We start from the raw sequence: 24,835 nt of genomic DNA on the forward strand, positions 1-24,835 counted from the left end.
TCAACCCGCCCCGAGCAGCGCCGCCATGTGCACGGCGTTGCGCCCACCAGCCTTGGCCTGGTAAAGCGCCGCGTCAGCCTGGGCGAGCAAGCTGGCAGTGCTGTCGTGCAGCCCCGGCACACCGCACCACAAGCCAACGCTGAAACGCAGCGCAATTTCGGCACCGGCGAAATTCGCCGGGCTGCGAGCGATGGCTTCACGCAACCCCTGCAAGGCGGCCATGGCACCTTCGCGATCGGTTTGCGGCAACAGCAGCAGAAACTCCTCGCCGCCATAGCGCCCAAGGCTGTCATTCAGCCGCAAGCGCTGCTGCAGTTCGCGCACGCAATGACACAGCACTTCATCGCCAGCCAGATGCCCGTGCAGGTCATTGATGCGTTTGAAGTGGTCGATGTCGATCATGGCCACTGCCAGGCTGCTGCCTTCGTCCCTGGCACGGTCCAGTTCCAGGGCAAAGCGCTCGAGAATCGCCCTGCGGTTGTAGGTCCCGGTCAGCACATCGCGCAGGGCCAGGTGTTGCAGGCGCGCCTCACTGCGCTCTTTGGCCATCAGCACCAGCCCGATGGAGTACATCATCACCGTGACCGTGCCGATGGCGACGGAAATGCTCTGCTTGAGGTTGCTGACGTCGTACCGCATCTCGACCGCAGTGCCATTGAGCACTGCCAGCGCCCGCATGCCCAGGCCGACCAGGCTGATAAGAGCGCCGATCTCCAGCAGCAAGTGCGCCCTGCCGGGCCGTTCGACATAGCGCCTGGACCAATAAAGGATCATCGAGCACTGCACCATCAGCACCAGCGTCGCCAGCAACATGCGCGGTTCAAGGGTGTCGAGCAACAGCATCAGCCCGGTCAACATGAAGACCGGAACGATGAACAGCAGCCGCCAGGGTACGACCTGCTCGCGGATACGGAACAGGCTTGCCGTATAGAACGCCAACGCCAGGGACAGCAAACTGTTACCCAACCCGTAGGTGAGCCAGAGCGGCGCGTGGCCATAGACGGTGTAGCAAACGTAAGCCAAGGCATGGGCAAGCAGCCCGCAGCCGGTCAGTAACAGGTTGTTGAGCCGGTTGGACTGGCCAACCAGCAACAAGCAAAACGCCAGGATGGTCGCAACCAGGGCAACGGCGGCGAACAGCGTGGGGGTGTGGGCGATCATCATGATTTACCGTGTGGCAGCTGGCCGTCTTCACTGCGGCCTGCCGTGAAGTCTAGGGGGCAGCCGCCCGTCCGGCCATGACCGAGCGGGACAGAACAGCAGCCGAAAAGCACGCCACTCATCGCCCGCGCGACAAAATCTTGCGTGGCAAGGAAACCAAATGAACCGATCCCAGTCTCAGGGACTGTACCGTAAACCTTTGCGGATCAAGGACCTATACCGTGATGACTCGCCTTGCAAGCCTTTCGCTGATCGCCGCCGTACTGCTCGTCGCGGGCTGCCACAGTCACCATTACCGTGACGACGATGGCTGGCGCGATGACGACCGCGGCCACCGTCACCACCATCGCCATGATCGGGACGACGACGATGATCGTCGATACCGTGACCGCTACTACCGCTGAAACGTCTTTCAAACCCTGACCCGCCACCCGCTGCGTGGCACCTACCCCCGATGATTCCTTTGAGGTTCAAATCATGCGTCTAACTCTGCCTTCCCTTGCCCTTGGCCTGCTGCTGTGCCAGGGCGCTTTCGCCGGTGACGGTACTGCCGCCATTGGCGGCGGTCTGGGTGGTGCCCTGGGCAACGTTGTCGGTCAGTCGATGGGCGGCCGCACTGGCGCGGCCATTGGCGCAGGCCTGGGTGGTGCAGCGGGCAGCGCCGTCGCCGCACGCAAGGGCAACCGTACCGAAGCCGCGATTGGTGGCGGCCTGGGCTCGGCTGGCGGCTCGCTGCTGGGCGGCGCGGTCGGTGGCAAGACCGGCTCCACCATCGGCGCAGGCCTGGGTGGCGCAGCCGGTGGCGCCCTCGGTAACCACATGGGTGACAACAACTCGAAGCACCGTCGTCACCGTCACTGATCCAGGTGATCCAGGGGCCGCTCGCGGCCCCTTGTCTGCGCAAAACCCTGCAGCACATCAACACCCCCTTCATCCCCGGCTGGCACACTGACTGCTACTGTCTTACGTGCCCCTTGTGTGAAGGAACGCCCCCTCCCCATGAACCAAGAGCTACTCTGGGTCCTCGGCCTGCTGGCCCTCGTCGTCATTCTCTTCATCATCAACCGTCCACGCATGGACGTGGTGGCCTTGCTGGTGATTCTCGCCCTGCCGCTGTCGGGCATCCTCACGGTGGAACAGGCCCTGGCCGGTTTCAGCGACCCCAACGTCGTGCTGATTGCCGCCTTGTTCGTGATTGGCGAAGGGCTGGTACGTACCGGTATCGCCCTGCGCATCGGCGAATGGATGAGTGAACGGGCCGGTAACAGCGAGACACGCCTGCTCGTGCTGCTGATGGTGGCCGTGGCCGGCCTGGGTTCGGTAATGAGTTCGACCGGTGTGGTCGCCATTTTCATTCCGGTGGTGCTGAGCATCGCCGCGCGCCAGAAGCTCTCGCCCAGCCGCCTGATGATGCCGCTGAGCTTTGCCGGCCTGATCAGCGGCATGCTCAGCCTGGTTGCCACCCCGCCCAACGTGGTGGTGCACAGTGAACTGGTGCGCAACGGCGAGCAGGGTTTCAGCTTTTTCAGCTTTACGCCGTTCGGCCTGGTCGTGCTGGTACTCGGCATTGGCTACATGCTGCTCACTCGCCACTGGCTCAACGGTGAGGTGCGCAAGGATGGCCGTGTGGAGAGCCGCCGCACCCTGCTCGACCTGGTACTGGACTATAAGCTCAATGGTCGCGAACGGCGCCTGCGCATTCGTCCGCACTCTCCGCTGATCGGCCATACCCTGGGCGAGCTGGAACTGCGCACCCGTCACGGCGCCAACGTGATCGGCATCGAACGCCAGCACAAGTTCACCACCCGGGTGTTCTCCGCCGACTCTGGCACCGTCCTGCATCAAGGCGACGTCCTGCTGCTCGACCTGTTCGCCAATCGCGACGACTTGCGCAGCCTGTGCCAGACCATGCAACTGGAGCCGCTGCATTTCAAGGCGGCTTATTTCATCGACCAGTCCCAGGAAATCGGCATGGCCGAAGTTTCCTTGCCTCCGGGTTCGCAACTGATTGGCAAGAGCATTCTGGAGCTGGCCTTCCGCACGCGCTTCGACCTCAACGTGGTTGGCCTGCGCCGTGAACAGACAGCCATCGAAGAGCAGCTGGTGGAAGAAAAACTGCGGCTTGGCGATACCTTGCTGGTGGTTGGCCCGTGGAAAGCCGTGCGCCAATTGCAAAGCCAGCCACGGGATTTTCTGGTGCTCAGCCTGCCAGCAGAAGTCGACCAGGTAGCCCCGGCCCGCTCCCGCGCGCCCTTCGCGCTGATCAGCCTGGCGGTGATGGTCGGGTTGATGGTCAGCGGCGCCGTGCCCAACGTCATCGCCGCGCTGATCGGCTGCCTGCTGATGGGCGCGGGCCGCTGCATCGACATGAACAGCGCCTACCGGGCCATTCATTGGCAAAGCCTGGTGCTGATCGTCGGCATGCTGCCGTTCGCCCAAGCCCTGCAGAAAACCGGGGGCATCGACTTGGCGGTGGGTGGGCTGGTCAGCGTACTTGGTGGCGCTGGCCCCATGGCCATCCTCGCCTGCCTGTTTGCCGTCACTGCGGTGATCGGCCTGTTCATTTCCAACACCGCCACCGCGGTGCTGATGGCACCAGTGGCGATCAGCACCGCCAGCCAACTGGGCATGTCCCCCTACCCGTTCGCCATGACCGTGGCCCTGGCGGCGTCGGCGGCGTTCATGACGCCCGTGTCGTCGCCCGTCAATACCTTGGTGCTGGGCCCTGGCCAGTACCGGTTCAGCGACTTCGTGAAGGTGGGTGTGCCGTTTACCGTGCTGGTGATGGTGGTGACCGTGCTGATGGTGCCGTGGTTCTTCGGGCTGTGACGCAACCGACAAACAATGCAGGCAATTTGGCATTATCCTGCAGGATCGCGGCAGATTGACATCAAGTAGCCTCCCGAAACACACTGACACGTTATTGCCCCAGGTGCTTGCAGCCGTTGTCCTGGATTCCGTTCCTGCTTGCCGGTCGAGCTCATGGTTTATCCAGCCCATTCGCGCTTGTTGCCCCACGCCGCTTTGTTCTGCCTGACCTTTGCCCTGACCTTGGGCGGAATTCTGGCCCGCCCCATTGAGTCGCTGTCACTGTTCTGGCCGGTCAATGCGGTTCTGGCGGGCGTTCTGTTGCGCTACCCGCGCCAAGCCAACCTCATCGGCTTCACCCTGATCTGGCTGGGCATGGTCACGGCGGATCTCGCCTGCGGCAGTGCCTGGGTCCCTGCGTTGTGGTTCAACCTGTGCAACCTGGGGGTGGTGGTGACGGTCTGGCGGCTGCTTTCACGCCTGCCACGCCTGCACTGGCGTATGCGCACCCCTCACGGTGTGCTGTGCATGTTCGGCGCCTGCGCGGCAGGTGCGGTGGTGGCGGCCAGCATGGCCTGCGCCATGGCTACGCCCTGGTTCGAACAATCGTTGAGCGCGACCTGGCTGGCCTGGTTCAGCGAGCAGTTCTCCACCAGCATCCTCGTGCTGCCGGTACTGCTCACCGCACCCTCTGCGCGGGCGCTGCTGCGCAGCCGAGCCCAGGCCATTCGCCTGGCACCGCTGCTGGTTCTGCTGGTCTCGCTGGCCTTGAGCATCGGCTTTGGCGGCCCTGGGGCCATCGCCTTTCCAATTGCGGCGCTGCTATGGTGTGCCTGGACCTACTCACCCTTTCTGGTGTCATTGCTGACACTCACCGCAGGCAGCACCCTGATCGTCGCGGTGGCACAGAACCTGATGCACTTCAGCCTGCCGCAGAGCGAACCTGGGGTGACTACCCTGATGTCGGCCCGCCTGGGTATCGCCATGCTGGTGCTCGGGCCGCTGGTGGTGGCCTGCGTCAGCCAGGCCAATCGCAGCTTGCTTGCGCGCCTGGCGCATCAGGCCACCATCGACCACCTGACTGGCGTGCTGACCCGCAGCGCCTTCACCCGCCGCGCCAACGCTTTGCTCGATGGGCGCCAGCAGCATGCCCAGATGTTGCCACTGACCCTGATGATGCTCGACATCGACCACTTCAAGTCGATCAATGACAAGCATGGCCATGCGGTGGGCGACGAAGTGCTACGCCAGTTCGCCCGCACCCTGCAAGACCAGTTGCACGACGGCGAATTGCTCGCGCGCCTGGGTGGTGAAGAGTTCGTGGTCGTCCTTCCGGGGCTTGCCCCCGATCGTGCACGCTTTACCGCAGAGCGCCTGCGCCGCGCCGTGCAGGACCTGCATGTGGCAAGGGCTGACGCTCGCCTGCAGATCACGGTCAGCATCGGCCTGGACGGCTGTGCCGCAGACACGCCAGCGCCCAGCCTGGACGAACTGCTGGCTCGCGCCGACCAAGCGCTGTACCGGGCCAAGGCCCATGGTCGCAACCGCGTCGAACAGGCCGAGCCGCTGCGCGAACGGGTGTGAATCAGCCCATCAGCAAATCCCAGGACAGCTTGGCGATCAGCACGCACAGCAAGATCAGGAACAACCCGCGCACGAAGGACGCCCCCTTGCGCACTGCCAGCCAGGTGCCGGTCAATGCCCCGAGGATGTTGCACGCAGCCATAGGCAGGGCAATCGCGTACAGCACATTGCCCGAAGGCACGAAGAACACCAGTGCTGCAAGGTTGGTGGCGATGTTGACCACTTTGGCCGACGCCGAGGCATGCAGGAAGTCCAGGGCGAAGAAGCGGATGAACAGGAAGATCAGGAAGCTGCCTGTGCCAGGCCCGAACAACCCGTCATAGAAGCCGATCGCACCGCCGATCAGCACCGCCAGGCATTGCTCCTTGCGGCCGATGCGCGCGGGTTTGTGCAAGGTGCCGAAGTCCTTCTTGCAGAAGGTGTAGATCGCCATCAGGACGATCAGCACCAACACCGCCGGGCGCATCACGCTGGGCGGCACCAGCGAAACCGTGGCGGCCCCGGCGAACGACATGACGAAGGCACTCAGCGCCGCTGGCACGATCAGCCCCCAATCCAGGGTCACCTTGCGAATGAACGAGCGCGCGGCGAAGGCCGTGCCGCACACCGACGCCAGTTTGTTGCTGCCCAGCAGCGCAGCCGGTTGTGCCGTGGGCAGCACGTTGAACAACGCAGGAATCTGGATAAGCCCGCCCCCTCCCACTGCGGCATCGATCAGGCCGGCGGCAAAAGCGAACATACAGAGCACAGCAATATCCATCATCACGCGGTTCCAGGCAGAAGGAGCAAGCTGCAAGGCTAATCAAAGCGCCGCACTTGTGTTGAAATGCCATATTGCGAAAACTGCAATGAGGACACCGCCATGGCACTGGACATGCTCAGGGAAATTCAGGCATTCGTCAGCGTTGCGCACAAACACAGCTTCGTTGCCGCCGCACGCGCCCTGGGGCGCTCGCCCAGCGCCGTAACCCGCGCGGTTCAGACGCTGGAGGACAACGCGGGCAGCAAGTTGCTCAACCGCAACGCCAACGCCGTAACCCTCACCGAAGCCGGTGAGCGGCTGCTACCCCATGCCGAGCGCTTGCTGGATGTGCAACGTGATGCCGCCGACGAGTTGGCGGCGCTCAGCGGTACCGACCAGGGTCGGGTGCGCCTGGCCGTACCGAAACTGTTGGCCGAGCATGTGCTGCCAGGGGTGCTGGCTGCGTTCTCCGAACAGCACCCGCACGTCACCCTGGACGTGCAGTACAGCGATGAAGCGCTCGACCCGGTGCTGGGCAAGTTCGACTTCGTGGTGCGCGGGGCCTTTCCCCAGTCCAGCGAACTGATCGGCTACCCCTTGTGGGCCTATCGCCGCCACTTGTATGCCAGCCCGGCTTACCTGGCGCGCGCAGGCACGCCACAAAACCTTGAAGAACTGGCCAGCCACACGCTGATCCTGCATACCGCCCCACGCATTCTCAAAGCCTGGCATTTCTGCCGTGACGGCCAGATCACCAGCCTGCGGGCGAACCCACGCCTACGACTGGACTCGGGCGATGCGGTGTTTCACAGCACCCTGGCGGGCGCCGGTATCGCTCGGCTGGCGGACTGGCTGGGTGAACCACAGGTCAAGGCAGGGCGGCTGGTTCGGGTGTGCCCACACTACCGACTGACTTCAAGTACCGGCCAGGACCCACAGATGCATGCCCTGTACCCTGCGGGCGAATTGCCAGCACGGGTCCGTGACTTGCTGAAGGCATTGCGCCAGGCAGGTACATCGGCTGTCCAAGCGGCCAGCTAACGGCTGTTCAAATTCTGCTCAATTTAACAGAGCCCGCCGCCAGACTGGCTTACAGCACTTTATCCACAGACCTACCCACGTTTTTTGTGGACAGATTTCCTAGCCCAAAGAACGACTTATCCGGCGTTTGGCTGTGGCGTTCAATCGCGTTTTGAGGTGATGCGCAAATCGAGCGCCGCCCGCGCGGCGCATCGCGAGCAAGGCTCGCTCCTACCTTTGTTTACGGCCAATAACGCCTGTGACAGGCGCGCGCGACCGCCTTGGTGGTACGACTCGATATCGAGCCATACGCCAAAGCGGTCGCACGCGTTTTCCACAGGAATAATTGGCCTGAAACAAAGGTAGGAGCGAGCCTTGCTCGCGATGCGCCGCGCGGGCGGCGCTCGATCTCATGACTACTGCACCTCTCCCGCCAAGCACCCGGCGGGTAAGCGACAGGTCAGCTTGGCGGAATGGTCCCCAAGATGCCCACCAGAATGGTCAGAAGCAGAAAACCGCCCAGAAACAGCGCAAGCTTGCCCATCGGAACCTCTACAGTGTGATGTCGGGATGAAGAGCATTGTCGGCCTTTGACTGATACGGTTACAGATTCAGGTTCACCGAAAAAAACCGGATCAGATGAATATCTGCAGCCAACAAAAGGCCTGCTCCTGGCATTCCTCTCCCCATAGCTTCAGCGCGAATTGCTACATAACATTTCATCTCCCACCGCCACAGGTGCTCACGGCTGCCGATTGCCGCAGCCGTGCTTGAACGCCGGAAAGCCCCGCAGAAATGGGCACTGGCCCGCCTTCATACCTACATGAATGGAAACATGCTCAGGCCAACTTTGTAGGACGCTTCACCGAATGGCTGTAGGAGAATTCCAGCTATCGCCATCTGCCTGTATGAAACCTCAGTTTCATCCGAAAGATTGAGCTGTTACGGTCCATTTTTCCTACAACGGCACGGATGCCTTCAGCACGAGACAAACATGGAACCGTTCAACTCATCGGCCCTGGCCCTGCAAAAGAACCTACTGACCCTGCGCCAGGAGCGTGATCGCTTGCGGGCGCAGGGGGATGATCAGAAAGCCGATCAACTAGCGGAGCAGATCGCGCGGATCGAAGCTGTGATTCGCAACTTGCCCGAAGCAATGAAGCCACCGACCTTGCAGTGATGGCTGGCCTACCCCGAACGGAGAAGCTAACGGCGGGGGCTTCACTGCAAGCCCCCGCCCGCACTACGCCTTATTTGATGAAGCGCACCTGGCTATTGATCTTCTCGATCACCGCGCCTTTGCGTTCGTTGAAGCGCGCCTTGTTCTGCTCGAACAGGTTGTTGCCCTTGGTGTCGATCGAAATGATCAGCGGCCCGAACGCCCGCACGCGGTTCACCCACAAGGTTTCCGGCATGCCCAGGTCCTGCCATTCGGCGCGCTCGATCTCTTCCACCTGAGTGGCCGCCAGCACCGCGCAGCCACCGGGGAACACCGCATGCACCGCCTTGTTTTCCAGGCAACCGGTGGTGGTTTCCGGCCCCATGCCACCCTTGCCGATGATCAACTTGACGCCCGTCTGTTCGATGAACTGCTTCTCGAACTTCTCCATGCGCATGCTGGTGGTCGGGCCGATGGAGACCATCTCGAAACTGCCATCGTCCTTCTTTCTCACGATGGGCCCGGCGTGGAAGATCGCCCCGCCACGCAGGTCTACCGGCAGTTCGCGCTTGAGCTCGATGAGCCTGCGGTGTGCCACGTCACGGCAGGTCACCAACTGGCCGGTGAGGTAGACCACGTCGCCGACATTGAGGCTGGCCAGGTCTTCGTCCTTGATCGGAGTGGTAATAATCTTCTTCACAGTACTACTCCTTCGTGGGAGAGGATGTCGTAGGACAGGTCGGCATTGATGCGGATCTTGCCGCGACGGTGCGCCCAGCACCCGGTCGAAACCGCCACGCCAATAGTCGAGGGGTGACGGGCGGAGGACTCGATGTTCACCCCCATCACACTGCTGTTGCCGGTCAGCCCCTGCGGGCCGATGCCGATCTCGTTCAGGCCTTCTTCCAGCAGTTTTTCCATCATGGCGGCGCTTTCGTTCGGGTGGCACGAGTCCACCGGACGCAGAATCGCCTTCTTCGACAACCGCGCCGCGGTCTCAACCGAGGTGGACACGCCCACGCCAACCAACAGCGGCGGGCAGGCATTGACGCCCCGCGAGGTGATCACATCGAAGACGAACTCCGTCACGCCCTCATAGCCCTGGCCTGGCATCAACACCTTCGCCGAGCCGGGCAAGGTGCAACCACCACCGGCCATGTACACGTCGACAATCGCGTAGTCGGCATCGGGGATGATTTCCCAGTCCAGCCAGGGAATCTTCGAGCCGGTGTTGGTGCCGGTGTTCTTCTCGATGAAGGTTTCCACCGCGTTGTGACGCAGCGGCCCTTTGATGGTCGCTTCCTTGGTGGCGTTTTCCAGGATGCCTTCAAGCTCGCTCAACAGCGGAAACCGTGCACCGGCCGAAATGAAGTACTGAATCACCCCGGTGTCCTGGCAGCTGGGGCGGTCCAGCTTGTCGGCGTACTCCTGGTTGTCGGCCATCGAGTCATAGACGGCGATGGCCAGCGGGTTGGTTTCCGCTGCACGCAGTTTCGCGGTCTTTTCCTTCACATCCTTGGGCAGGCGCTTGCCGATGTAGGCGGTGAATTTGGCCATCACGTCGGTGAGTGATGACACGGCTGCTTCTTTATCCATTTTCTTTTCCTCACTGCTTCACAAGGCGGGTCTTACAAGTGGTTTTTCGGGGTAGAAAGATTCAGGCACCACTAGGGCGGGTCTCTGGCCGCACCCTTTGCGTGGGTACCGAGGGTTCAAGGGGTTTATCCGGCTCCACCGCCACATGGCCGTCCAGCACCTGGTTCATGCGTTCCTGGTCCAGCGCGCCGACCCACTTGGCGATGGCCAGGGTGCCGATGGCGTTGCCGATGGTGTTGGTGATGGCCCGCGCCTCGGACATGAAGCGATCGACGCCGAGCAGCAGCACCATGCCGGCCACCGGGATGTTGTCCATGGTCGCCAGGGTCGCGGCCAGGGTGATGAAGCCGGAGCCGGTCACCCCCGCCGAGCCCTTCGAAGTCAGCAACAGCACGCCCAGCACGATCAGCTGGTCCATCAAGGTCAGCGGCGTGTTGGTGGCCTGGGCGATGAAAATGGCGGCCATGGTGTAATAGATGCACTGGCCGTCCGGGTTGAAGGTCAGGCCCGATGGAATCACCAGCCCCACCACCGGCTTCGATACGCCCACCCTTTCAAGCTTGTTCATCAGTTGCGGCACCACCGACTCGGACGAACTGGTGCCCAGCACGGTGAACAGTTCCTCTCGGATGTACTTGAGAAACTTCCACAGGCTGAAGCCCGAGAGCCTGGCAATGGAGCCCAGCACGATGACCACGAACAACAGGCAGGTCAGGTACATGGTCGCCATGAGCTTGCCCAGCGAGACGATCGAGCCCAGGCCGTACTTGCCCACGGTAAAAGCCATGGCGCCGCAGGCCGCCAGGGGCGCGACACGCATCACCATGCCGACGATGAAGAACATCCCGTGGGAAAACGCCTCGAGCACATCGACCATGGGCTTGCCCCGCGCACCAAGGTGCGACAGTGCGATGCCGAACAAGGTCGAGAACAGCAGGATCGGCAGAATTTCGTTCTTGGCGAAGGCGTCGGTCACGCTGCCGGGAATGACATGCAGCAGAAAATCCGTGAAACCGCCCGAGCCACTGGCGGCTGCGGCCGTGTAGCTGGCGATGCTGTGGGTATCCAGGGTTGCGGGGTCGACATTCATGCCCTGCCCCGGCTGCACGATGTTGACCACCACCAGGCCCAGCACCAGGGCGAAGGTCGACAGTACCTCGAAATAGATCAGCGCCCGGACGCCCACCCGGCCGAGCTCCTTCATGTTCTCCATCTTGGCGATGCCAAGCACCACCGTGGCGAAGATGATCGGGGCGAACACCATCTTGATCAGCTTGATGAAGGCATCACCCAGTGGTTTCAGATCGGTGCCCACCTGGGGCCAGAACACCCCGAGCAGAATGCCCAGGGTTACCCCTATCAGCACCTGCACATACAACTTGCCTATCAATCGCTTGGCCATTGCCGTCTCCGAATTATTGTTGTGAGTCGGATGTTTGTGGCGGCTGGGCGAACTGAAGCGCACCGACGAAGCCTGGCAGCGGCCGTTCAATTGCCCAGATTTGTTGTGGTTAATCACGCAGGCCAAAGGTAATGGTTTTTTCAAAGTGCTGTAATACAATGAAATTCAACTCATTATTTCCCTGTGGTTAATTATGAATCCGGTATCGGAACTGGCCTTTTTCATCCAGCTGATCAGGGCCGGCAGCCTGGCTGCCACGGCGCGGGAGTTGAACCTCACACCACCGGCGGTGACCAAGCGTCTGGCGCAACTGGAGCGGCGTCTGGGCGTACGCCTGCTAAACCGCACCACCCGCAGCATCAGCCTCACGGCCGAAGGCGAGACCTACCTGGTCAATGCCAAGCGGATCCTCGGTGAGATCGAAGAGATGGAGCGCCAGGTGTCGAGTAGCCGGGCGGAGCCGAAAGGGTTGCTGCGGGTGAACGCGCCGCTGGGCTTTGGCCGAACCCACGTGGGCCCGGCGATTTCTTCATTCGTGAAGCGCTACCCGGAGGTGGAAGTTCAGCTGCACCTGACCGACCGCCCTGTCCACCTGCCTGACGATGCGATCGATGTGGCCATTCGCTTTGGCGAACTGCCCGATTCCCGCCTGATCGCCCGAAAAATCGCCGCCAACCGGCGTCGGTTGTGCGCGACCCCGGCCTACCTGGATACCTTCGGCAGGCCTGAGTCACCTCGGGATTTGGCGGCCCACAATTGCATCGTGCTGCGCCAGAACGAATCGGCCTTCGGTATTTGGCGGTTGAGCCGCGGCAAGCAGTCCGAGTCGGTCAAGGTGCAGGGCAGCTTGAGCACCAACGATGGCGAAGTCGCGCTGAACTGGGCACTGGAGGGCCACGGCATTCTCATGCGGGCGGAGTGGAACCTGGCGGCCCACCTGCGCTCTGGGCGGCTGGAAGAGGTGCTCCCGGAGTACGAGACGCCCCCTGCGGATATCTATGCGGTGTATCTTGAGCGTTTGAACCTGTCAGCCAAAGTCTCGTGCTTCATCGAGCACCTGCGGGCGTTTTTCCGACAGAACGCCGAGCAGCCGGTGAACAGCCTGGAAGCATGGCGGTGACTTCCAGGCACTTGACGTTGGAAAACCTCAGGCAGCCGCCCGCCCGTTGCTGCCGCTCACTTCGAACTGCCCCACCAACTTCTGCAGCTTGTTGGCATTGACCTTCACGGTTTCCGCACTGCTCTGCAGCACCACCACCGTCTGACGCATTTCTGCCGAGCACTGGTCGACTTTCTCGATGGTCTTGCCACAGGCCAGGCTGCGCGCATTGAGCTGCTGGATGATGGCGAACATGCCCTCCACCGCCTGGTGCAACTGCACGTTTTCCGATGAGGCATCTTCGGCCAGACGCAAGCTGTTATCGACGTCCTTGACGCCCTCCTCCATGAAGCTGACGGCCTTCTGGGTCTCGTTCTGCAGGCCTTCGATCTGCTGGCGGATGTCGTCCGCTGCGCGGGAGGTCCGCGCCGCCAGGCTGCGAACTTCATCGGCCACCACCGCGAAACCGCGTCCGTGCTCACCGGCACGCGCCGCCTCGATGGCCGCGTTGAGGGCCAGCAGGTTGGTCTGGCTGGTGATCTCGCTGATCAGCCCGGTGATGTTGCCGATTTGGGTCATGCGGCTGTCGAGCAGTTGCACGCTCGACGATGAGCGCTGCACCACGTCGCGAATCGACTGAGTGCCTTGCTGCACCGCAGCGAACTGTTCACGGGCGCGGCTGACCACTTCGTCCATGGCCTGTTTCATCTGCTCGGCACTGGCCGAGGCCTGCTGGATTTCGCCCAACTGGTCTTCGACGATGAGCATCATGTGGTGCACCGCTTCGGCCACCTCACCGGAAGTCAGCCCGGCCTGCTGACTGCGCCCAAGCATCATCTGGTTGGTGGAGCCGACATTGCGACTGGCCTTGACCACCTGACCGACCACCGAGTCGAGGCGGTCGATAAAACTGTTGATCCAGCGCCCCATGTCGCCGGTTTCATCATTGGCCATGGCGGTGATGTCCAGACGCTGACGCAAGTTGCCCTCCCCCTCGGCAATGGTCCGCAGCACCTCGGTCATGCCACTCAACCGCGCAGCCAGGCGCTTGGGCCCCAGGGTGCGGAACACGGCTGCGGCACACAACAGGCTGAGCAGCAGGACCACGTCATGCATGCCTTGCGACAGGCCCGCATAGTGCTGAACCAGCACATTGCCGCCGAACAGCCCGGCCATGGTGGCGATGTAGGGTTTCATCAACCCATGGGTGAGTGAACGGCGGCGGTAGACCTCTTCCAGATCCGCTTCGCACATCATCCCCCAACGGTCGGGCGAGCCCGGCAACTGGAAGGTGATGCCTTTGCCCACCACCGGAATGTGGCGGTAGTCCGAGTAACCGGGGTAGGTGACGAACAGGTTGGAGCCACAGCGGATGGTTTCGCGCACACCCGGGTGCAGTTGCTGGGTCGCGGGGTCGGTGAAGCGCAATTCAAGCTCGGTGTGGCGCTGGATACGCACCGTGGACCAGGGCGTGTGCACGCCGCTTTTCAGGTTCTCGCCATGGGTGAAGGTGCCGTCCTCGAAGCGCGAACGGGACAGCGCAGTGCCTGGCTCGATGCTCGGGTCGAAGCGCGATTGCGCCATGAACAGGTAGTTGTCGCCCGACTCGGCAAAGATGTGCCCGGCTTCGCGCTGGATGAGGTCACCCAGCACATCGTTGGGCACTCGGCCGCAGAGGCAGCCCAGCGTTTTTCCGCCTTTGGTCAGCGGCTGGTAGAACATCAAGGTCACGGCGTCGTGAAAACGCGACGACGAGGGGCCGATCTGCAAGGTCAACGGGTCGCTGTAGGGGCCATGCAGGAATGCGGCCTTCAGCCCTTGCGCCAAGGCGCCCGTCAGCTCCAGCTGTGGGTTGCCGCGTTGCGCCCAGGTCGATGCTAGGACCGTACCGCGACTGTCGACGACGAACAGTTCGGAAAAGTCTTCGGCCTGGTTGAGCTTGTCGACCAATGCCGCGTGGTCGAGCTGGGCCAGGTCACCGCCGATATGCTCGGCCAGTTCCGCCAGATGTTCCCACTGCTCGCGTGCCCAGTTTTGCAGTAAACGCACGCGGGTTTGGGCGATGGCTTCAAAGGTCTGCTCGATCACCGGGTAGCTCGCCTGGTTGAGGCGGCAGGCCCAACCCATGGTGAACTTTCCGGTTTTGCCGAACCACGGTAACCAGCCCTTTTCGCTAGAGGACAACTGCATGGAATTGCTTGCAAGCGACATTTATATCCCCATCTGCGACATTGAGATGGCGAACTGACAGCAATTAACGCGCCAACTCGTGAGCCTGCTAACTAGTTGCTCCCACGCCGCGATTACCGGGGTGGCCAGCGAAAGGAGGGACCGCTGCCAGGCGTGCCAGGACGCATCGAATCGGTGCAGTGCAGTTCGTGTGCACTGTGGTGGCGCGCAAAGCAGCTGTTTTGTGCGCTGCCTGCGTGACAACTGTTCATCCATCAACAGCGCTTCAGCACTTAGCCTTCAAAGCAACAGGCGCGAACGCCAAACTTAAATATAAGTCATTGTTTTTATTAGTATTTTTAAATGGCACGGCGCCTGCAATCGAAGAACTGTCCGTTTGATTCGAGCGCCCTATGCCTACCGAAACCGTCTCTGCCATTTACGATATTCGCCAACCTGATGCGCACGTCATCCGTGACGACGAAGAAGCGATCTCAGTTGCCCACCGGGTTGCCCTGTTTTTGCGCGAAGGCGCCGCCGAACGTGATCGACAACGGGAAGTGCCCGCCGATGTGGTGGATGCCTTCTCCAACAGCGGCTTGTGGGGCATCACAGTGCCACGGGAACATGGCGGGGCCGAAGTGTCCTTCGCCACCCTGGCGAAGGTGATCGCCATTATCTCGGCTGCCGACCCGTCACTTGGGCAAATTCCGCAGAACCACTACTGCCTGCTCGAAGACATTCGCCTGCAAGGCAGCGAAGAACAGAAACGCTACTTCTTCGACCTCGTGCTGCGGGGGCATCGCTTTGCCAATGCGCTGTCGGAAACCGGTGGCAAGACCGTCCAGGACATTCGTACCCGCCTGGTCGCCGAAGGTGATGGCTACCGCATCGATGGGCGCAAGGGCTACTGCACCGGCTCGTTGTATGCGCACTGGCTCGGTGTGCTGGCCCTCGATGACCAGGACCGCGCCCAGCTCGCCTTCATGCCCCGGCATACCCCTGGCCTGGTGATCGTGGACGACTGGAGCAGCATGGGCCAACGCACCACCTCCAGCGGGACGGTGGTACTCGATGGCTTGCGCGTGCCGGCCTTCAACCTGTTCCCCAGCTATCGCTCGTATGAAACCCCGAGCCTGGCCGGCCCTTTCGCCCAGTTGACCACCGCCGCCATCGACGCCGGCATCGGCCGGGCGGCCCTGGACGACACCATCGCCTTCGTCCGCGAGCACGCCCGCCCGTGGATCGACGCCAAGGTGGAGAACGCCAGCGAAGACCCATTGACCATCATCCAGATCGGCGCCTTGGAAATCCGCCAGGAAGCTGCCGAAGCGCTGCTCGAACGCGCCGGTTGGGTGCTGGACGCCGCCAAGCCGTCCCCGGACGCGGACAACGTCGCGGCGGCATCGGTGGCGGTGGCCAAGGCCAAGGTGCTGACCACCGAGGCGGCCATCGAGGCCAGCAACCGCCTGTTCGAGCTGGGCGGCACGCGCTCGTCATTGACCCGGCACAACTTCGACCGGCACTGGCGCAACGCCCGCGTGCATACCCTGCACGACCCGGTGCGCTGGAAGTACCACCTGGTGGGCAACTGGGCCTTGAACGGTATCAAGCCTGCGCGCCACGACTGGAACTGAGGCCCCGCCATGACGCTGGAGATCCGCTTCGATGAATGAGTTGCTCGCCAACCTGGACTGGGGGGAAATCGCCCAGGCCTGCCTCGACACCCTGAGCATGCTGGGTGCCGCGCTCGGCTTCACGGTGCTGTTCGGCCTGCCGCTGGGGGTGCTGCTGTACCTCACCGGCCAACGCCAGTTGCTGGCCAACGGCCCGCTCTACCGCGCACTGTCGGTGGTGGTGAACGTGCTGCGCTCGCTGCCGTTCATCATCCTGCTGATTGTGCTGATTCCGCTGACTACCTTGCTGACCGGCACCTCCCTGGGCGTGAAGGGCACCATCCCGCCCTTGGTGGTCGGCTGCACGCCATTTTTCGCCCGCCTGGTGGAAACCGCCCTGCGCGAGGTCGACCGGGGCCTGGTGGAAGCCAGCCAGGCCATGGGCGGAAGCATTCGCCAGATCATCTGGCACACGTTGCTGCCCGAGGCCCGCACCGGGCTCATCGCAGCGGTCACCGTCACCGCCATCGTCCTGGTCGACTACACCGCCATGGCTGGCGTCATCGGTGGTGGCGGCCTGGGCGACCTGGCCATCCGCTTCGGCTACCAGCGTTTTCAGACCGATGTGATGGTGGTCACCGTGCTGCTGCTGATCCTGCTGGTGCAGGCCCTGCAGATGAGCGGCGACCGCCTGGTAAGGCATTTCACCCGACGCTGACCCCACAACCCTCCTGCCCTTCAGGTAAACCCCATGAAAAAGACCCTGTCTGCCCTCGCCGCCCTGATCGCCCTGCACACCCTTGGCGCCCACGCCGCGGAGCACCTGGTGGTCGGCGCCACCCCGGTGCCGCACGCCGAGATCCTCGAATTCGTCAAACCGACCCTGGCCAAGGAAGGTGTCGACCTGGACATCAAGGTGTTCAACGACTTCATCCAGCCCAACCTGCAACTGGCCCAGAAGAACCTGGACGCCAACTACTACCAGTACCGCCCGTTCCTCGACGACTTCAACAAGACCCGGCATACCGACCTGGTCCCCGTGGTTGGCGTACACATCGAACCTTTCGGCGCCTACTCGGCCAAGTACAAGCAGCTTGCCGACCTGCCCGACGGCGCCAGCGTCGCCATCCCCAACGACCCGGTGAACACCGGCCGGGCCTTGGTACTGCTGGCGGAGGCCGGGCTAATCAAGCTGAAGAACCCCGAGAACCCACAGTCCACCCAACGCGACATCACCGACAACCCGCGCCACCTGAAAATCCGCGAGCTTGAAGGCGCGATGCTGGCGCGCTCGGTGAAGCAGGTGGACCTGGCGTTCGTGTTCGCCAACTACGCACTGGAGGCCGGTATCGATACCAACAGCGCGCTGATCGTCGAGAAAGGCAAGGACCTGTATGTCGAGTACCTGGTGGCCCGGCCAGACAACCTGCAGGACCCAGGCCTGCAGAAACTGGCCAAGGCACTCAATTCGCCCGAGGTCCGCAACTTTATCCTGACCCGTTACAAAGGCCAGATCGCTCCCGGGTTCTGAATGTTTGCACCGCACTTCAGAGGCCCTTCCCGGGCCTCGTTTCCAGGCACCACGAGATACCGACAATGAGCCGCTTCGAGCAGGAAATTGAACATGACACTGCGCAACTGCATTTGCGCGGCATCCATAAACGCTACGGTGCGGTCAGTGCGCTGGAAGGGGTGGACCTGCGCGTTCGCCGGGGCGAGATTTTCGGCATCATTGGCCGTAGCGGCGCTGGCAAGTCATCCCTGCTGCGCCTGATGAACCGCCTGGAAACCCCCAGCGATGGGCAGGTCGTGGTCGACGGCCACGACGTCGCGGCCCTCAAGGGGCAGGCGCTGCATGCTTTTCGGCGCAAGGTCGCGATGATCTTCCAGCACTTCAACCTGCTCTCCAGCCGCACGGTGGCCGAAAACATCGAGCTGCCGATGCGCCTGGCCGGGGTGCCACGCGCGGCACGGGCCCTGCGGGTGGATGAACTGCTGCGCCTGGTAGGCCTGAGCGAACGGGCCCATGCCTACCCTGCGCAGTTGTCGGGCGGGCAGAAACAGCGCGTCGGCATTGCCAGGGCGCTGGTGCTCGAGCCCGAGATCCTGTTATGTGATGAAGCCACCTCCGCCCTTGACCCGGAAAGCACCCAATCAATCCTTGCCCTGCTTCGCGATATCAACCAGCGACTGGGCCTGACCATCGTGCTGATTACCCACGAGATGGAAGTGATTCGCGACCTGTGCGACCGCGTGGCCGTGCTTGAGCGAGGGCGCATCGTCGAAACAGGCGACGTGTGGGAAGTGTTTGGCCACCCCAGGCATGAGGTCAGCCGGCTGTTGCTGGCAGGCTCCGGTCAGCCACGGGAAACGGCCGAGCGTGCCGGGCGAAGCCTGGTTTTACATTACACCGGCGCCAAAGGGCTGGAGCCTGACCTTGCGGCGATCTCGGCCGCGCTGGGTGCGCAGGTGCACCTTTTGCAGGGTGCCATTGAACGCATACAGGGGCGCCCGCTGGGACGCTTGCGCCTGGCCATTTCCAGCGAAGCGCCATCTGCCGAGATCATCGAGCGGGCAAGATCGCTGGCAGACTGGGCCGAGTGGGCTGAGCACAGTCAGGCACGGGCTGTTTCAAGCCATTTGCCCTGATGCATCCCGTCTGGGCAAATGGCATTTTCGGTCCGGGTCAGCCTTAACGCGGGCCGCCACCTGGGCCGCCACCCATGCCGAAGCCACCATGGCCTCCACCGTGCCCACCGCCATGCCCGCCACCACCACCTGGCGGCATGAACATCCAGCAGCCCGAAAGTGTGGAAACCAGGGCAGCTACGAGCGCTGCGCGGACAACATGATTCAACTTCATCAAAACACTCCAAAAGGCAAAGACTCTGCCACCTGGGATCAGGTTGGGCAGCGCCGCGATTCTAGAGTGCTGGTTGATGAGCAGATAGCTGGCCACTACGACCTTTTCAATACCTTTACAGTACGCACCTGCCGACCTATGCCCCCTCGATAGCATTGCCACCCCGCCAGCTACACTGTTTCGATACATTTCTGCGCAGAGGCCGCGACCATGGCTACCCAAACCGCAATCGTGTTCGCTGGCGGAGGCAGTCTGGGGGCGGTGCAAGTGGGCATGTTGCGGGCCCTGGTCGAAGCCAATGTCCGATTCGACATGGTCATAGGTGCTTCGGTAGGTGCCATCAACGGTGCCTACTTTGCCGCAAGGCCCGACGCACAGGGTGTCGAAGCACTTGCCGGATTCTGGCGTGGGCTGAGCAAGGCAGACATCTTCCCGCTTTCCTGGTTCGATACCTGCCGAGGACTGCTCAAGCGCCGTGGTTTCCTGTTGCAGCCGGCGGCCTTGAACAGATTGCTGGGCAAGGCACTCCCGGTTCATCGCATAGAAGATACCGCGCTGCCCCTGCACATCGTCACCACCAACCTGCTCAGTGGTGCCGAGACGGTGCTGTCCTCTGGCGAGCTTGATCAGGCGCTACTGGCCAGCGCGGCCATCCCGCTGGTGTTTCCCTGCGTACAAATCGCCGACCAGTTTCTGGTGGATGGCGGCGTGGCGAGCAATACACCCATTTCGACTGCCGTGGCCTTGGGCGCCTCCAACGTCGTTGTCATTCCCACCGGGGTCAGTTGCGCCCTGTCACAACCGCCTCGCGGCCTGGTCGCCTTGGCTCTGCACACCGTGAACCTGATGAGCATGCGGCAGCTGGTGAGCGACATCGAACACTTCCGCACGCTCACCAGCCTGCACATCGTGCCGCCGCTGTGCCCGGTTGATGTCTCGGTGTTCAACTTCGACCAGACCGAGTCCTTGCTGCAGCGCGCTTACACGCAGACCCTGCAGTGGCTGGAACGAGGTGGCCTCGAACGCACCAAGGTCCCTGGCGCCCTGACCATCCACTCGCATGCCCATGAGCATTGAATGCACGGATGGCTGTCCAAGCCGGGGGTTCTCTGTGGCCCGCATGACTTGACCTGTTCACGCCCGCTGCTTTGAAATGAAGGGATTCCCTCTAAATGTGCTGGATTGTGAGATCCACTCATGCCCTTGGCCGTTCTCCGCTGGAAGACCCGATGAACAAATTGATCCTGCCTGTAGCCATCTTCGTCAGCGTCATCGTCGCTGGGAAGGCATTCGAGCACTTCGGGGTGGAGGGCAACTGGAAAATCGGCATGCTCTGCCTCGTGGCAGCCGCTGTCCAGATTGTCGTTACGCGTATTCAGCGCGCACGCCAGCAACGTATTCAGCCCTGATGAAGTACCCAGTTCAGCCGAACCCCACCAGGTTCGATCCGCTCGGGTCCTGTTGACGATTGCGAGCGGCACATTCGTAGTCCGCTTCGGCGCGCGTGGGGAAGTTGAAGATCAACCGGGCTTTATCGTGGGTGTCGTATAGGTCGTAACCCACCCCCAGAGCGGTGGGGAAGCCATTACGGCGAGGGGAAAGCTCCTTTTCCACGGGAACGGCGGGAACTACAACGAAGCGTGTCTGCATGATCATCCCTCTTCTTGGCAGTGCTTTAGTATTAGTCGCACTATTTGAAACCATCAAGGTGACTAATGCTCGAATACTGCGAAGCATGTTGGCTCATGGCATACGTGTCGCTGGGAATAACCGTCTCGTTCCAATGATGTGTCAGCCTCGCAGCACGTGTACGCACAGCCCCATCAACGCGCATACCACAAGCACCTGGATAACTCCGCGTTTGTAACGCAGCAACGCGATGGCAGCGGCAATTGCAATCAACGCCGAAGGCCAGTCAAAGCTGCCAGAGAAGCCCTGCGGCCACAGAACGTGATAGCCGAAGAACAACGCGAGGTTGATGATCACCCCTACGACAGCCGCCGTGATCGCGGTCAGAGGGGCAGTGAACTTCAGTTCGTTGTGCGTCGACTCCACCAGCGGGCCGCCTGCAAGGATGAACAAAAACGACGGGAGGAAAGTAAACCAAGTCACCAGGCTGGCTGCGACTGCTCCAGCCAGAAACGGGTGATCCGCACCAAACATAGGGTGCACATAACCGCCGACGAACCCGACAAACGCAACCACCATGATCAACGGCCCCGGAGTCGTCTCGCCCAGGGCCAGGCCATCGATCATCTGCGTCGGTGACAACCAGCCATGGTGCCCGACTGCCCCCTGGTAGACGTAAGGCAGTACGGCGTACGCGCCACCAAAGGTCAGCAGCGCGGCCTTGGTGAAGAACCAGCCCATTTGAGTCAGCGTACCCTCCCAACCGTATACCAGCGTCAGTAGACCCATTGGCAAGCTCCACAAGCCGGCGCCGATTATGAGCAAGCCAATCAGGTAGCCCCAGCGAAAGCGTGCATGCGCTGGCGGGGGCGTGTTGTCGTCAATCAAAGCGGGGCCGAAACCTGCCTTGACTGCACCATGGCTGCCCCCTGTCACGAACTTCTCGGGCAACAACCGCCCACCCATGAACCCGACTGCAGCGGCTATCAGCACTATCAGTGGGAAGGGAAGATTCAACGCAAAGATCGCGACAAAGGACGCGCCGGCAATCCCCCACAACCAACCATTTTTCAGGGCGCGAGAGCCAATGCGGTGCGCTGCCTGCAGGACGATTGCGGTGACAGCAGGCTTGATGCCGTAGAACAACCCAGCGATCGCTGGAACATCACCGTAAGCGATGTAGACCCAGGACAACCCAATGAGGATGAACAACGAAGGAAGTACGAACAGCGCGCCCGCAATCACCCCACCCCAGGTCCGGTGCATCAGCCAGCCGATGTAAGTCGCCAGCTGCTGGGCTTCTGGCCCCGGCAGCAGCATGCAGTAGTTCAGCGCATGCAGGAACCGCTTTTCACTGATCCAACGGCGCCTCTCGACCAGTTCCTGGTGCATGATGGAAATCTGCCCAGCGGGTCCGCCGAAGCTGATGAAACCAAGCTTGAGCCAGAAGAGAAAGGCCTCCAGCAACCCTATGGATGACCTGGAAGCTGCTTCTTGCCCTACATCTTGTGAAGTGGTTTCAGCCACGGGTGTTCTCCTCGCTGGCAAAGGCCGTCAGCAGACCATCGAAAATGCCCTGTGTCGTTGTCAGCAGGTGATTGTCATCGGTGATGGCTTCCCGCAGCCCCGCCAACACGCGTTCGATGCCGACCGCCTCGGGTGGCTGGACACCCCCGACATCCAGGTAGTGCACAACTGCCGCCAAGCGCTCAAGACCGGGAGTTTGGATCGAGAAACTCTCCACTAGCGTTTCGAAAGTCACGCGTTGCCCAACATGACTGAAGGTGGCGCTATCAAAATCAAAGCCCACGGCGTCTTCAGGACAATCACCAGGGTGTTCAAGCCAGAGCATCTGGGCGCCAGGGTCGATAAACCGGCAGATCAACCAGGCACAGGCAAGGCGGTCGACCCAAGGGCGTTTTCGAGTCGCCCAGACGCGCCCTTGGTAATCCTGCCGGTCCAGCACATGAATGGGTTCGTTCAGGAACGAAGGCTCATCTGGGGAGAGCGCGCGGCTGATCGCCGTTTCCAGCTCTTGGAGGATGACGTCAGTTTGCTGTTTAGCCGCGCCTGGGAAGAAGTCGATGGAAACGAGCTGTGCAAACCCTTTACGCAGTTTTCGAGCCTGCCGAGCGGTGATCATGGCGCTTTCAGGGGAAAGCCCACTCCGACAGATAGCCACTTCTTCCCTGAGCTCGGCGTAGGCATCGCTTCTATCGAACAGTGCCTGGAATCGATCTTGAGGCTCTCTGACCGATAGCAGGAGCGCTGTGCCATTCACTGCCAACACATCTCGCTCTACTGCTTCAAACACCCCGAGCTCGGCCTCTTCAGTTGGAAGAAGGTAAACCCCATCACGCAGCACCGCGGCCCCAGAGGCTTTAAGCGTGCGCCAAGCACGCATCCGCTCTGTGGAGTTGGCTGTTGGTAAGCCGAGGATAAGCAGAGCCCAATCTTTCATGTTGAGTATTCAACTAAAAATGTACTTAGCTCTACATTAACCCTGTTCTGCACGAAATCAAGCCTTTGAAAAGGAGACATTTACTGCCCGCACGCGTGCTTGAACCTGACACAACCTAAATTGACTGCATCCCCCCCAGGGGGATACGCTGTAGCCTAATCCACGCTGCTTGCGATGACCGTCGCGGCCAGGAAATCAGCACTGCCGGGAGGTTTGCATGCTATCGGTCCTGAAAAATCGAACCTACAGACATCTGTTTCTGGCCCAGGTCATTGCACTGGTTGGTACCGGGTTAGCCACCGTCGCATTGGGCTTACTGGCCTTCGATCTAGCGGGTGCCCAGGCAGGCGCAGTACTGGGTACCGCGTTGGCGATCAAAATGGCGGCTTACATTGGCGTCGCACCCGTTGCGGCTGCGTTCGCAGAGCACCTTCCTAGAAAAGCCATGCTGGTGACCCTGGACTTGGTAAGAGCAGCGGTAGCCTTGCTGTTGCCGTTCGTTACAGAGGTCTGGCAGGTCTATGTACTCATTTTTGTCCTGCAGTCGGCCTCTGCTGCGTTCACTCCAACCTTCCAAGCAACCATTCCAGACATCCTGCCTGACGAGCGCGAATACACCAGAGCGCTGTCGTTGTCTCGACTGGCCTACGACCTGGAGAGTGTCATCAGCCCGATGCTCGCAGCACTGCTGCTCACCGTGGTCAGCTTCCACAGCCTGTTTGCCGGCACTGTCGTGGGCTTCCTGGTGTCTGCCGCGATGGTCGCCACGGCGGTTCTACCCGCTGCTGTGCGAGGCCCCAAACGCAGCATCTACGAGCGAACCACCAAAGGTATGCGGATCTTCTTGAGCACCCCGCGACTGCGTGGCTTGTTGGCCCTGAACCTGACCGTCGCAGCTGCCAGCGCAATGGTCATCGTCAATACCGTAGTGCTTGTTCAAGCCCGTTTCGGGCTGCCGCAGAGCTCAACGGCGATGGCGCTCATGGCATTTGGCGCAGGATCAATGATCGTCGCACTGGCGCTGCCACGTCTGCTTGAGCACCTGGATGACCGCAAGGCGATGCTCGCCGGCGGTGCGGTCTTGGTGGTCGGCTTGATGCTCGGGGCCTTCGTGAACAGCTATTGGAGCCTTGTGGGGTTGTGGATTGCACTGGGGGCTGGCTACTCCCTCGCGCAAACCCCATCGGGACGCATCTTGCGCCGCTCATCAACCTCCCAGGACCGCCCAGCACTGTTTGCTGCGCAATTTGCCTTGTCCCACGCCTGCTGGCTGATCACCTACCCCCTGGCTGGGTGGCTGGGCGCTAGCGTTAGCCTGACCGCGTCTTTCGTGGGTCTAACCCTGGTTGCGGCAATGGCTTGGATCCTGAGCAAACATATCTGGCGACCAGAGTATGACGAAGAGGTGGTCGCGCACTCTCATGACGATTTGTCAGATGACCACCCGCATGTCGCTGAAGGCAAGGCACACGCCCACACATTCGTGATCGATGACGATCACCGCAAATGGCCGAGGCGCTGACCCT

Annotated in this window: 25 protein-coding genes; 15 read left to right on the forward strand and 10 right to left on the reverse strand. The window is 61.6% G+C overall.

Going from position 1 to position 24,835, the window contains the following annotated elements:
- Positions 1-1,161: a diguanylate cyclase gene (locus tag PspTeo4_RS12965; RefSeq protein WP_322364166.1), complete on the reverse strand. Its 1,161-nt coding sequence runs from the start codon at positions 1,159-1,161 to the stop codon at positions 1-3.
- A 224-nt stretch (positions 1,162-1,385) separates the two neighbouring features.
- Between PspTeo4_RS12965 and PspTeo4_RS12970 the strand changes: the two genes are divergently transcribed.
- From PspTeo4_RS12970 to PspTeo4_RS12985, 4 genes are all read left to right on the forward strand, one after another.
- A complete protein-coding gene (locus PspTeo4_RS12970) occupies positions 1,386-1,565 on the forward strand; it encodes a hypothetical protein (protein ID WP_023381296.1) in 180 nt (59 codons plus the stop codon).
- A gap of 73 nt (positions 1,566-1,638) precedes the next feature.
- A complete protein-coding gene (locus PspTeo4_RS12975; protein ID WP_322364170.1) occupies positions 1,639-2,022 on the forward strand; it encodes a glycine zipper domain-containing protein in 384 nt (127 codons plus the stop codon).
- 138 nt (positions 2,023-2,160) lie between these two features.
- Positions 2,161-3,990: an SLC13 family permease gene (locus tag PspTeo4_RS12980; protein WP_322364172.1), complete on the forward strand. Its 1,830-nt coding sequence runs from the start codon at positions 2,161-2,163 to the stop codon at positions 3,988-3,990.
- Positions 3,991-4,128: 138 nt separating this feature from the next.
- On the forward strand, positions 4,129-5,553 hold the full coding sequence (locus PspTeo4_RS12985; RefSeq protein WP_322364174.1) for a diguanylate cyclase: 1,425 nt from the start codon (positions 4,129-4,131) through the stop codon (positions 5,551-5,553).
- Between the two features lies 1 nt (position 5,554).
- On the opposite strand, the gene PspTeo4_RS12990 is transcribed toward PspTeo4_RS12985, so the two are convergent.
- Positions 5,555-6,316 (reverse strand): sulfite exporter TauE/SafE family protein, encoded by a 762-nt coding sequence (locus PspTeo4_RS12990; protein WP_322364176.1) that lies wholly within the window; start codon positions 6,314-6,316, stop codon positions 5,555-5,557.
- Between the two features lie 99 nt (positions 6,317-6,415).
- Here PspTeo4_RS12990 and PspTeo4_RS12995 point away from each other — a divergent pair, with 99 nt between their 5' ends.
- Both PspTeo4_RS12995 and PspTeo4_RS13000 read left to right on the forward strand, forming a co-directional pair.
- The gene (locus PspTeo4_RS12995; RefSeq protein WP_322364178.1) at positions 6,416-7,336 is read left to right on the forward strand and encodes a LysR family transcriptional regulator; all 921 of its coding nucleotides are present in this window, start codon (positions 6,416-6,418) and stop codon (positions 7,334-7,336) included.
- A 973-nt stretch (positions 7,337-8,309) separates the two neighbouring features.
- On the forward strand, positions 8,310-8,495 hold the full coding sequence (locus PspTeo4_RS13000; RefSeq protein WP_322364180.1) for a hypothetical protein: 186 nt from the start codon (positions 8,310-8,312) through the stop codon (positions 8,493-8,495).
- A 70-nt stretch (positions 8,496-8,565) separates the two neighbouring features.
- Here PspTeo4_RS13000 and ttdB read toward each other — a convergent pair whose 3' ends face one another.
- From ttdB to PspTeo4_RS13015, 3 genes are all read right to left on the reverse strand, one after another.
- The gene (gene ttdB / locus PspTeo4_RS13005) at positions 8,566-9,174 is read right to left on the reverse strand and encodes a L(+)-tartrate dehydratase subunit beta (protein WP_322364181.1); all 609 of its coding nucleotides are present in this window, start codon (positions 9,172-9,174) and stop codon (positions 8,566-8,568) included.
- On the reverse strand, positions 9,171-10,070 hold the full coding sequence (gene ttdA, locus PspTeo4_RS13010; RefSeq protein WP_322364182.1) for a L(+)-tartrate dehydratase subunit alpha: 900 nt from the start codon (positions 10,068-10,070) through the stop codon (positions 9,171-9,173). The genes ttdB and ttdA overlap by 4 nt, the downstream gene beginning before the upstream one ends.
- A 61-nt stretch (positions 10,071-10,131) precedes the next feature.
- Positions 10,132-11,472, reverse strand: a complete 1,341-nt coding sequence (locus tag PspTeo4_RS13015) for a dicarboxylate/amino acid:cation symporter (RefSeq protein WP_322364183.1) — start codon at positions 11,470-11,472, stop codon at positions 10,132-10,134.
- Positions 11,473-11,665: 193 nt separating this feature from the next.
- Here PspTeo4_RS13015 and PspTeo4_RS13020 point away from each other — a divergent pair, with 193 nt between their 5' ends.
- Positions 11,666-12,592, forward strand: a complete 927-nt coding sequence (locus tag PspTeo4_RS13020; RefSeq protein ID WP_322364184.1) for a LysR family transcriptional regulator — start codon at positions 11,666-11,668, stop codon at positions 12,590-12,592.
- A 27-nt stretch (positions 12,593-12,619) separates the two neighbouring features.
- Here the strand turns inward: PspTeo4_RS13020 and PspTeo4_RS13025 are convergent, their stop codons facing one another.
- The gene (locus PspTeo4_RS13025) at positions 12,620-14,782 is read right to left on the reverse strand and encodes a methyl-accepting chemotaxis protein (protein ID WP_322364185.1); all 2,163 of its coding nucleotides are present in this window, start codon (positions 14,780-14,782) and stop codon (positions 12,620-12,622) included.
- A gap of 158 nt (positions 14,783-14,940) precedes the next feature.
- Between PspTeo4_RS13025 and PspTeo4_RS13030 the strand changes: the two genes are divergently transcribed.
- The 5 genes from PspTeo4_RS13030 to PspTeo4_RS13050 are packed head-to-tail and all read left to right on the forward strand — an operon-like array spanning position 14,941 to position 19,005.
- A complete protein-coding gene (locus tag PspTeo4_RS13030) occupies positions 14,941-15,141 on the forward strand; it encodes a hypothetical protein (RefSeq protein ID WP_322364186.1) in 201 nt (66 codons plus the stop codon).
- A gap of 12 nt (positions 15,142-15,153) precedes the next feature.
- Positions 15,154-16,377, forward strand: a complete 1,224-nt coding sequence (locus PspTeo4_RS13035; RefSeq protein ID WP_322364188.1) for an SfnB family sulfur acquisition oxidoreductase — start codon at positions 15,154-15,156, stop codon at positions 16,375-16,377.
- Positions 16,378-16,408: 31 nt separating this feature from the next.
- A complete protein-coding gene (locus tag PspTeo4_RS13040) occupies positions 16,409-17,074 on the forward strand; it encodes a methionine ABC transporter permease (protein WP_322364190.1) in 666 nt (221 codons plus the stop codon).
- A gap of 33 nt (positions 17,075-17,107) precedes the next feature.
- Positions 17,108-17,887 carry a MetQ/NlpA family ABC transporter substrate-binding protein gene (locus PspTeo4_RS13045; RefSeq protein ID WP_322364192.1) on the forward strand — a complete coding sequence of 260 codons (780 nt, stop codon included), beginning with the start codon at positions 17,108-17,110 and terminating at the stop codon, positions 17,885-17,887.
- Positions 17,884-19,005 (forward strand): methionine ABC transporter ATP-binding protein, encoded by a 1,122-nt coding sequence (locus tag PspTeo4_RS13050; RefSeq protein ID WP_416196953.1) that lies wholly within the window; start codon positions 17,884-17,886, stop codon positions 19,003-19,005. The genes PspTeo4_RS13045 and PspTeo4_RS13050 overlap by 4 nt, the downstream gene beginning before the upstream one ends.
- A 43-nt stretch (positions 19,006-19,048) precedes the next feature.
- Here the strand turns inward: PspTeo4_RS13050 and PspTeo4_RS13055 are convergent, their stop codons facing one another.
- Entirely contained in the window at positions 19,049-19,219 is a 171-nt protein-coding gene (locus PspTeo4_RS13055) for a hypothetical protein (RefSeq protein WP_322364194.1), read from the reverse strand.
- 210 nt (positions 19,220-19,429) lie between these two features.
- Between PspTeo4_RS13055 and PspTeo4_RS13060 the strand changes: the two genes are divergently transcribed.
- Both PspTeo4_RS13060 and PspTeo4_RS13065 read left to right on the forward strand, forming a co-directional pair.
- On the forward strand, positions 19,430-20,296 hold the full coding sequence (locus PspTeo4_RS13060; protein WP_322364196.1) for a patatin-like phospholipase family protein: 867 nt from the start codon (positions 19,430-19,432) through the stop codon (positions 20,294-20,296).
- A 152-nt stretch (positions 20,297-20,448) separates the two neighbouring features.
- A complete protein-coding gene (locus PspTeo4_RS13065; RefSeq protein WP_322364198.1) occupies positions 20,449-20,628 on the forward strand; it encodes a hypothetical protein in 180 nt (59 codons plus the stop codon).
- 13 nt (positions 20,629-20,641) lie between these two features.
- Here the strand turns inward: PspTeo4_RS13065 and PspTeo4_RS13070 are convergent, their stop codons facing one another.
- The 3 genes from PspTeo4_RS13070 to PspTeo4_RS13080 all read right to left on the reverse strand — a co-directional run bounded on the left by PspTeo4_RS13070 (position 20,642) and on the right by PspTeo4_RS13080 (position 23,309).
- On the reverse strand, positions 20,642-20,875 hold the full coding sequence (locus PspTeo4_RS13070; protein ID WP_322364858.1) for a hypothetical protein: 234 nt from the start codon (positions 20,873-20,875) through the stop codon (positions 20,642-20,644).
- 135 nt (positions 20,876-21,010) lie between these two features.
- Complete coding sequence (gene chrA, locus PspTeo4_RS13075) at positions 21,011-22,375, reverse strand: chromate efflux transporter (RefSeq protein ID WP_322364200.1); 1,365 nt, start codon at positions 22,373-22,375, stop codon at positions 21,011-21,013.
- Positions 22,368-23,309 carry a chromate resistance protein ChrB domain-containing protein gene (locus tag PspTeo4_RS13080; protein ID WP_322364202.1) on the reverse strand — a complete coding sequence of 314 codons (942 nt, stop codon included), beginning with the start codon at positions 23,307-23,309 and terminating at the stop codon, positions 22,368-22,370. Before PspTeo4_RS13080 ends, chrA begins: the two co-directional genes overlap by 8 nt.
- Before the next feature lie 217 nt (positions 23,310-23,526).
- Here PspTeo4_RS13080 and PspTeo4_RS13085 point away from each other — a divergent pair, with 217 nt between their 5' ends.
- Positions 23,527-24,831: an MFS transporter gene (locus PspTeo4_RS13085; RefSeq protein ID WP_322364204.1), complete on the forward strand. Its 1,305-nt coding sequence runs from the start codon at positions 23,527-23,529 to the stop codon at positions 24,829-24,831.
- Positions 24,832-24,835: the final 4 nt, after the last annotated feature.

The sequence above is a fragment of the Pseudomonas sp. Teo4 genome, from assembly GCF_034387475.1.
GTDB lineage: Bacteria > Pseudomonadota > Gammaproteobacteria > Pseudomonadales > Pseudomonadaceae > Aquipseudomonas.